Annotated in this window: 8 protein-coding genes; 1 reads left to right on the forward strand and 7 read right to left on the reverse strand. The window is 40.7% G+C overall.

The window, feature by feature from the left end:
* Positions 1-30: 30 nt before the first annotated feature.
* Genes OFO00_RS06315 through accD form a run of 4 tightly spaced genes read right to left on the reverse strand, consistent with a single transcriptional unit; the run spans position 31 to position 2,756 of the window.
* Positions 31-1,032 carry a LapA family protein gene (locus OFO00_RS06315; RefSeq protein WP_270859228.1) on the reverse strand — a complete coding sequence of 334 codons (1,002 nt, stop codon included), beginning with the start codon at positions 1,030-1,032 and terminating at the stop codon, positions 31-33.
* Positions 1,033-1,034: 2 nt separating this feature from the next.
* The gene (gene dksA, locus OFO00_RS06320) at positions 1,035-1,391 is read right to left on the reverse strand and encodes an RNA polymerase-binding protein DksA (protein WP_270865340.1); all 357 of its coding nucleotides are present in this window, start codon (positions 1,389-1,391) and stop codon (positions 1,035-1,037) included.
* 7 nt (positions 1,392-1,398) lie between these two features.
* Positions 1,399-1,851, reverse strand: coding sequence for a 23S rRNA (pseudouridine(1915)-N(3))-methyltransferase RlmH (locus tag OFO00_RS06325; protein WP_270862535.1), 453 nt, complete (start codon positions 1,849-1,851; stop codon positions 1,399-1,401).
* Positions 1,851-2,756: an acetyl-CoA carboxylase, carboxyltransferase subunit beta gene (gene accD / locus OFO00_RS06330; RefSeq protein WP_270865341.1), complete on the reverse strand. Its 906-nt coding sequence runs from the start codon at positions 2,754-2,756 to the stop codon at positions 1,851-1,853. Before accD ends, OFO00_RS06325 begins: the two co-directional genes overlap by 1 nt.
* Before the next feature lie 86 nt (positions 2,757-2,842).
* On the opposite strand from accD, the gene recO reads away from it, so the two are divergent.
* A complete protein-coding gene (recO, locus tag OFO00_RS06335) occupies positions 2,843-3,457 on the forward strand; it encodes a recombination protein RecO (RefSeq protein ID WP_270865342.1) in 615 nt (204 codons plus the stop codon).
* A 7-nt stretch (positions 3,458-3,464) separates the two neighbouring features.
* Here the strand turns inward: recO and OFO00_RS06340 are convergent, their stop codons facing one another.
* From OFO00_RS06340 to OFO00_RS06350, 3 genes are all read right to left on the reverse strand, one after another.
* Entirely contained in the window at positions 3,465-4,193 is a 729-nt protein-coding gene (locus OFO00_RS06340) for a tetratricopeptide repeat protein (protein ID WP_270865343.1), read from the reverse strand.
* A gap of 47 nt (positions 4,194-4,240) precedes the next feature.
* Positions 4,241-5,020 (reverse strand): OmpA family protein, encoded by a 780-nt coding sequence (locus tag OFO00_RS06345; protein ID WP_270865344.1) that lies wholly within the window; start codon positions 5,018-5,020, stop codon positions 4,241-4,243.
* A 62-nt stretch (positions 5,021-5,082) separates the two neighbouring features.
* A partial coding sequence (locus OFO00_RS06350; RefSeq protein WP_270865345.1) for a YadA family autotransporter adhesin occupies positions 5,083-6,931 on the reverse strand: 1,849 nt, incomplete at its 5' end.

Here is a 6,931-nt window from a genome sequence, read left to right on the forward strand (position 1 = left end):
TGCAAAATTTACAAATTTGCGCCCCGAAATTTAGAATATCAGCGAAGCTGGCACTGATTTGCCATTGTCGCGTAAAAATAGCAAAATTTGGAATTTATCAAATTCGTCGCCGTCGCTCATGTGGAGCTGCTCTCTTAGCTCATCAATCATACCAAGCTCATATAGCGCATACAAATACGCCTCTGTCGCGCTTGAATTTTGGTTTTTGAGCCTTTCGAAAAAGGTTCTGTATTGCTCCGGATTTAGGTGGTCTTTGAGCTTTTTGGCAAAATAAATGAAGTCTTTGTCGCTGAATTTATCGCTATTTATGAGATTAAACAGCTCCTCGCTACTGACCTCAAACTCGCTATCATCAGCAGCTCTTTCTACGATACGCTTGATATCGTCGGTGTCTTGGAATTCTTTATAGGTTTTAATCGCGCTATAATCGCCCTTATCAACTAAAATTTTATATGCTTTTTTGGTGATTTGATCGTTATAAACGCCCTTTGTTTTTAAAATTTCGCGCGCATAATCAGGCTCGGCATCAAGGCGGTTTAGTTCGTTTTGTAAAAACATACCGTTTGATTTAGGGAGTTTGTATTTTTTCAGATCCACAACCTCGCCATTTTTTACCTTTTCGACGACATCAACTATCTCTTTTAGGCTTTCGTTTTTGATATCAAGCTCGCTACTATCATACCATGGAGACAAAATTTTAGTTATATCGCTTGGATCTTTGAAAAACTCTGTTTTGAAATTTCGGTTCGTCTCTAATCCTAATAAAACCTCTTTTGTCATCTCGTCATACGAGCTTACATCTTTTTGTATAGCGCGGTTTTTGCGATAAACCATAAAACCATAAAAGCCCAAATGACAAAGCGCTAGTATCATATACAAAGCTAATGGTAGCACCACCCACACAGCCACAGGCAGTGTGAGAGAGTATCCAAGCACGCTTAGGGTGTAGCTCGCGCTTTCTTGCGTGAAAATCACAGCCGCGATGATACCGATATATATCACTGAATATACAAAAAATTGTTTTGCCTTCATCATTATCTCCTTTGTGCTTTTTCGGCAAGTTCTTTGCAAGAAATACATAGTCTTGATTCTGGGCGGACTTTTAGCCTTTCTGGGCTGATTGGCTCGCCACACTCCAAACACTCGCCATAAGTGCCATTTTCAATGCGTTCTAGCGCAGAGACTATTTGATTTAGGCTCTCTCTTTGTTTTAGCCCAATCGAATACTCAATCGTCAAATCCGTATCCATGCTAGCTACATCAATCTCATCTGTCGCGCCGTGCTCTCTAAGCTCTTCGATATCTTTTGTCGCGCTGTTGATATTAGCGCTTAGCTCGGCTTTTCTTTCTTCTAAAAGTTTTTTGTAAATTTTCAATTCACTTTTTTTCATTTTACCCTCACTTATGGTATGGATGATTTGCATTTATACAAAGCGCACGAAAAATTTGCTCAAAGAGCATAAGCTTTGCAATTTTATGTGCCAAAGTTAGCTTTGTTAGGCTGATGATTTTATCGCATTTGCCCTTAAAATCATCGCTTAGCCCGTAAGCACCGCCTATGAAAAATGAAACCAAATTTTTCCCGTCTAAAATTTTAGCAAATTCCATACTATCAAGCTCTTCGCCCCTCTCGTCAAGGGCGATATTATAACCTTTTAATCTAGGCATATAAACCTCGTCATACGCCCTAAGCGCGCTGGCTCTATCGATCGTCTGAGCCTTTGCGATACTAGCGTTAAAGAAAATTTCATCTTTTATGCTAGCAAATTTAGCCGACATTTTGCGATATTCGTTTAACTCGCTCGCAAATTCGTCGGTGCCTTTTTGTATAGAATTAACGATAATCTGCACTATTCGTCTTCTTCGCCGTGCGTATCAAATAGCCCCTCATCGCTACTATCATCGAGTTGGACTGGGGTATTTGTTAGCATATTTACCATATCGCTTAGATACTGACGCATTTGCGCTCTTGGCACGATAGCGTCGATTAATCCATGTTCTAGCAAAAATTCTGAGCGTTGGAAACCCTCTGGCAAATCTGCTCCAATTGTTTGTTTGATGACCCTTTGACCAGCAAAGCCAATCAATGCACCCGGTTCAGCGATGATGATATCGCCTAGCCACGCAAACGACGCACTAACTCCGCCCATCGTAGGATCTGTCAAAACAGAGATAAATGGGATTTTGTTTTCGCTTAAAATTTTAAGCGCGGCCGAAGTTTTGCTCATTTGCATTAGCGAATATGTGCTTTCTTGCATTCTAGCTCCACCGCTAGCTGAGACGATAATCAAGGCTTGTTTTTTATCAAGCGCGCGTTTGACGGCTCGCACGATTTTTTCGCCCTCTACCGAGCCAAGACTTCCGCCCATAAAATTAAAATCAAAAACGACCAATTGCACAGGTTGTTTTGAAATTTTAGCCTCGCCAGCGACGACAGCACTCGTTCTGCCTGTCTTTTCCTGCCCCTCGCTTATGCGTTTTTTGTATGATTTTTTATCAACAAATTTAAGCGGATCAACAGGTTCGAGGGTTTTATCACGCTCTACAAACGAACCCTCATCGCAGATTAGCGCGATTCGCTCATCTGCGCTAAAACGCATGTGATAGTTACATTTAGGACAGACATGGTGGTTTTGTTCCACCTCCTTAAAATACATCAAAGAAGCACAACCAGGACACTTAACCCAATGCGCAGGTGCCTCAGAAGCTTCTGGTTGGGCTCTACGAATCTTTGAAAACAAATCTCCAAAATTCATAATATTCCTTTAATTTTGCAAAATTAAACTTCTAATTCTAACCTATTTTTCTTTATTTAAATTTAAAATTTCGCTAGAATATAACCATGCAAGGATTTATATTAAAAGTCACAAAAATCAAAGACGAAGATTGTATAGTAGATGTGCTATGCGCTGACGCCTTGGTGCGCGCGTATCGTTTTTATGGTGCCAGGCACCCAAATATCACACAAGGATACAAAATAGATTTTGAGCTAGTCTCAAACCAAAATTTCCTCCCGCGCCTAAGCAATGTCATGCACCTAGGATACGGCTGGCTCGCAAATAGAGAAAAACTCATTTTTTGGCAGCAATTCATCAGGCTACTGGGCGCGCATTTAAAGGACGCAAACGAGCTTGATAAATTTTACTATGAGCTTTTAAATTCCGCTGCTTCGCGCTTTGGCCGCCAAAATCCACGACGAATAATTATCGAAAGTTACGCCAAAATTTTGGAATTTGAGGGCAGACTTCACAGCGAGGCTTTTTGTTTTTTATGCGATGAAGAGATTAGCGGCGCAGTATCACTCACACGCGGATTTTTGCCCGCTCACGAGCATTGTTTGCACCAAAAAGGCTTTAACTGGGGCGAAATTTTGGAATTTCTGCAAAGTCAAAATTCGCTAAATTTAGAAGATGGCGCAGTTGAAAGGCTGTATGCTATCACGCTTCAAGGCTTCTAAATTTAGGCTATTTGCTTAGCTTTTTATACTCCGAGCATGAAATTTTATCACCCATAGCGCAGGCTCTGGCGTAGTAGTTTTTCGCCCCCTCGATATCGCTTTGACCTTGGAAAATAATGGCTAAATTTCGGCACGAAGTCGCGACATCTAGCTTGCAAAGTCTATCTGTGTAAAAAATCGCTGATTGGATATTTTCAGGCGTGCCTTGGGCTTTAAAATACAAATTCACCAAGGTTTCGCAAGAATCTTTATTGCCGTTTTTGCAGTCATTATCCAGCCTTGCCACGGCTTTTGTGTTTTCTAGCGTTACAATGGCATTTTCGCAGTATTCGTCCTCGCCATTTTTGCATAAAAACGCGCGAATTTCACTTAATCTTTTTTTGTTTTTATTCGAAGCAGAGTGCAATCTCTCAGCCCCTTTGCACGAAAGGACATTTTTTTGCTTACAGCCGTTTTCGTATAAATTCAAGGCCGCGTTTTTATCCGCCTTGATTCCAAGGCCGTTTTCTAGCATTTGCGCGTAAGCTACGCAGGCATTATCGTGCTTTTTATCGCACGCTTTTTTAAAGAACAAAACCGCGCCCTCATCGTCTTTGGCAGTGCTTTGCCCCATATAAAGCAAAAGTCCCACCTCATAGCACGCCTGCGCGTCGCCCTTTTCGCACGCGATAAATTTAGTGTCTTCAATAGCAAATAAATTTGAGAAAAATAAAAAGATTAAAATTAGTTTTTTCAAACTAAACCCTTTGAAGTGAAATTTGGGCTAAGCTTAGCCCAAATTTGTTAATAAATAGTTTTGATTACGACGCGTCTGTTTGGTTTGAGGCACTCTTTTAGCGCGGCACCTTTTTCGCCCGGGCAGAATTTAACCTGATCTGCCTCGCCCATGCCGATAGCTTGGATTTTGCTAGCTGGGATTCCATTTGCGATAAGCTCGTTTTTGACCATATTTGCGCGTTGTTGTGATAGAGTTTTGTTATAAGCGTCGCTTCCTAGCGGATCAGTATAACCATAGACCTTAACGCTTCTGACCATATTTACATCGATATCTTTGGCGACAGCTGCGATTTTTTCGTGGCCCTCGGCTTTGAGATTGTCTTTGTCGAAGTCAAACAAAAAGTCAGATTCTAGCTCGACATTTTGGTTCGGTAGCTGCACAGGGGCTACATTGGCACAACCTTTTGGATTATAAAATGTGCTTCCTACGCGATAATCTTTGTCGTAGATGATTTTGAATTGGCAAATTTTATCAGGATCGCCAGCTTTTTTCTTTAAATTAAATACATAATCCCACTCTCTAACCGCATACAAGCCCTCTTGGTGGTGCGGGTGACCGATTAGAAAATATACTTGGTCTTTGCTCATACCCTTTTCTACTTTGCCCAAATTTTCGGCATTTGGGTGAGTTGGAGCGTCAATCCATGTTTTGTTCATATCCAAAAAAGTTACATCGTCCCATTGCATGACACCGTCTTCTGGGATATTGTCGCTTACATGAGTGGTGCAACCACTAAAAAATAAAATTCCAGCTAAGCTTAGAGCTGATAGTAATGATTTTTTCATTTTTTACCCTTTAAATTTAAAAAAAGCGAAACCGAAATTCATCGGTTTCGCACTAGGCTACCTTAGAAGTGGAAGCCCAAAGACGCGCCTGCGCCAATGTTGTCTTGTGTATCGACTGAGATAGATGATTTAAATACCCATTTACCATTGTCTGACATTTTTGATAGACCGATAGATAGAGCACCCTCATCTTGGTAATAACCAGTACCCACACTTAGCATACCCTTACCAGGGATTGTAGATTGTGGTAGGTTGCCGATAGCGATAGCAGAAGCGACACCAGCCCTAGCCTCATCTCTAACATTATCAATTCTTTGATTGATATTTGTTATGTTGTTACCCAAATGCTCGGCGATACCCTCAATAGCAGAGTATAGTTGTGAGCCGTTGATCGCATCGGTGCTGTCTTTGCTAATTAGACCAGGTGCGACATTTTGGATACGGCGAGTTTCATTAGCATTACCAACGCTTACTACGCCTTTGACTTGGTTGCCACCAGCAAAATCCTTCACACCGATTGTAACAGGCTGGCCGTTTGCATTTCTAGCTTTAACTTCTGCACTGTTGTAGCCTGTTGTGTTACCTTTTGTTCTATTTGTTCTACCTTCGTCATCTGCTACATAAGCTGTTCTGCTACCTAGGAATAATGAGTCTGCAACTGTGCTAGTTATATTGTTACCTATAACGAATGTATCTGTTGCATCTACTTGAATAGTATTATTATTACCTATTGAATAACTTCCGTCGGCATTTACAGTAGCAGGATCACCAAATGCACCAGAGTTGTTACCTGTTATTTGATGACCCGTTCCAATTGCGATAGAGTTGCTTCCTGTTACGGTCGAACCAACACCGATAGCAATAGAATTTGTGCCATTTGCTCCTACGCTTGCTTGATAGCCTATCGCAGTAGAGTATGAACCAGCAGCTGATGAATCCACATTATTTCGTGCTTGTTCCTCAGGGATAACTTTTCCGTCATTTGTGTGGAAGAACTTGATACCTTGCTCGTTCATCTTAGAAATAGCCTCTGCGACACTATTTGTCCAGTATTCTGTTTGAGTATGGACATTGTATGTTTTAAGCAATGGTTGATTATTTTTATCGACTACAACTTCATAATCCTTACCATCAATATTGACAGTATCATAATGGATATTTTTGTTGCCCTCTGGGTCGTCTGTCGAACCAATAATATAATCTTTTAATTGATCGACATTAACCGCATCTGTGCCATCAACACCACGAGCAACATTTTTGATTTGAACTGGGCTATCGATTTCTTTGCCGTTGTCATCATAAGTAACCATACTTACAGTACCGTCAGAATTTTGTTTAGTAGCTACTTTCAAATCATAGTTCTTGCCGCCGTCAGCATTTGTTGTCTCAGCAATTTTTACAGAGCCATTTTCTGAGCTAACAGTATTTGGAGCCTTGATTTTACCTTCAACTTCTTTTAGTTGAGATACATTGACAGCGTCATCATCGGCAGTTCCTTTTGCTACATTGTGGATTTGATTTCCACCCATATCAACATTGTTTTTGGTTATAGTTGGACCATTTGCAATAGTCAAACCATCGTTGTTGATAGTAGTATCGCCAGCTTTAACACTTCCGTCTTTTCCTAGGTCAATATTTTGAGCGAGTTTAATGATCAAATCGCCACCCTCATTAACAACGCCGATATTGCCGTTGGTTAGGCTATCTTTACCGGCTGTGTGGTTACCTTTGATATTTTGTTTTTCATTTAGTTTTTTAGCCACTTCGCCGTCATAATCGCCTTGGAATTTCAAGCCGTCATCCATAGTAGCAACTTGCAATGTAATCTCATTACCTTCGTTATTTGTAGTTTTATAAATAATTCTACCTGGTTCTTTATTATCAAGCGTATCTTTACCCTTAGCTACTGTG

The sequence above is a fragment of the Campylobacter sp. VBCF_04 NA7 genome, from assembly GCF_027737405.1.
Classification (GTDB): Bacteria; Campylobacterota; Campylobacteria; order Campylobacterales; family Campylobacteraceae; genus Campylobacter_B.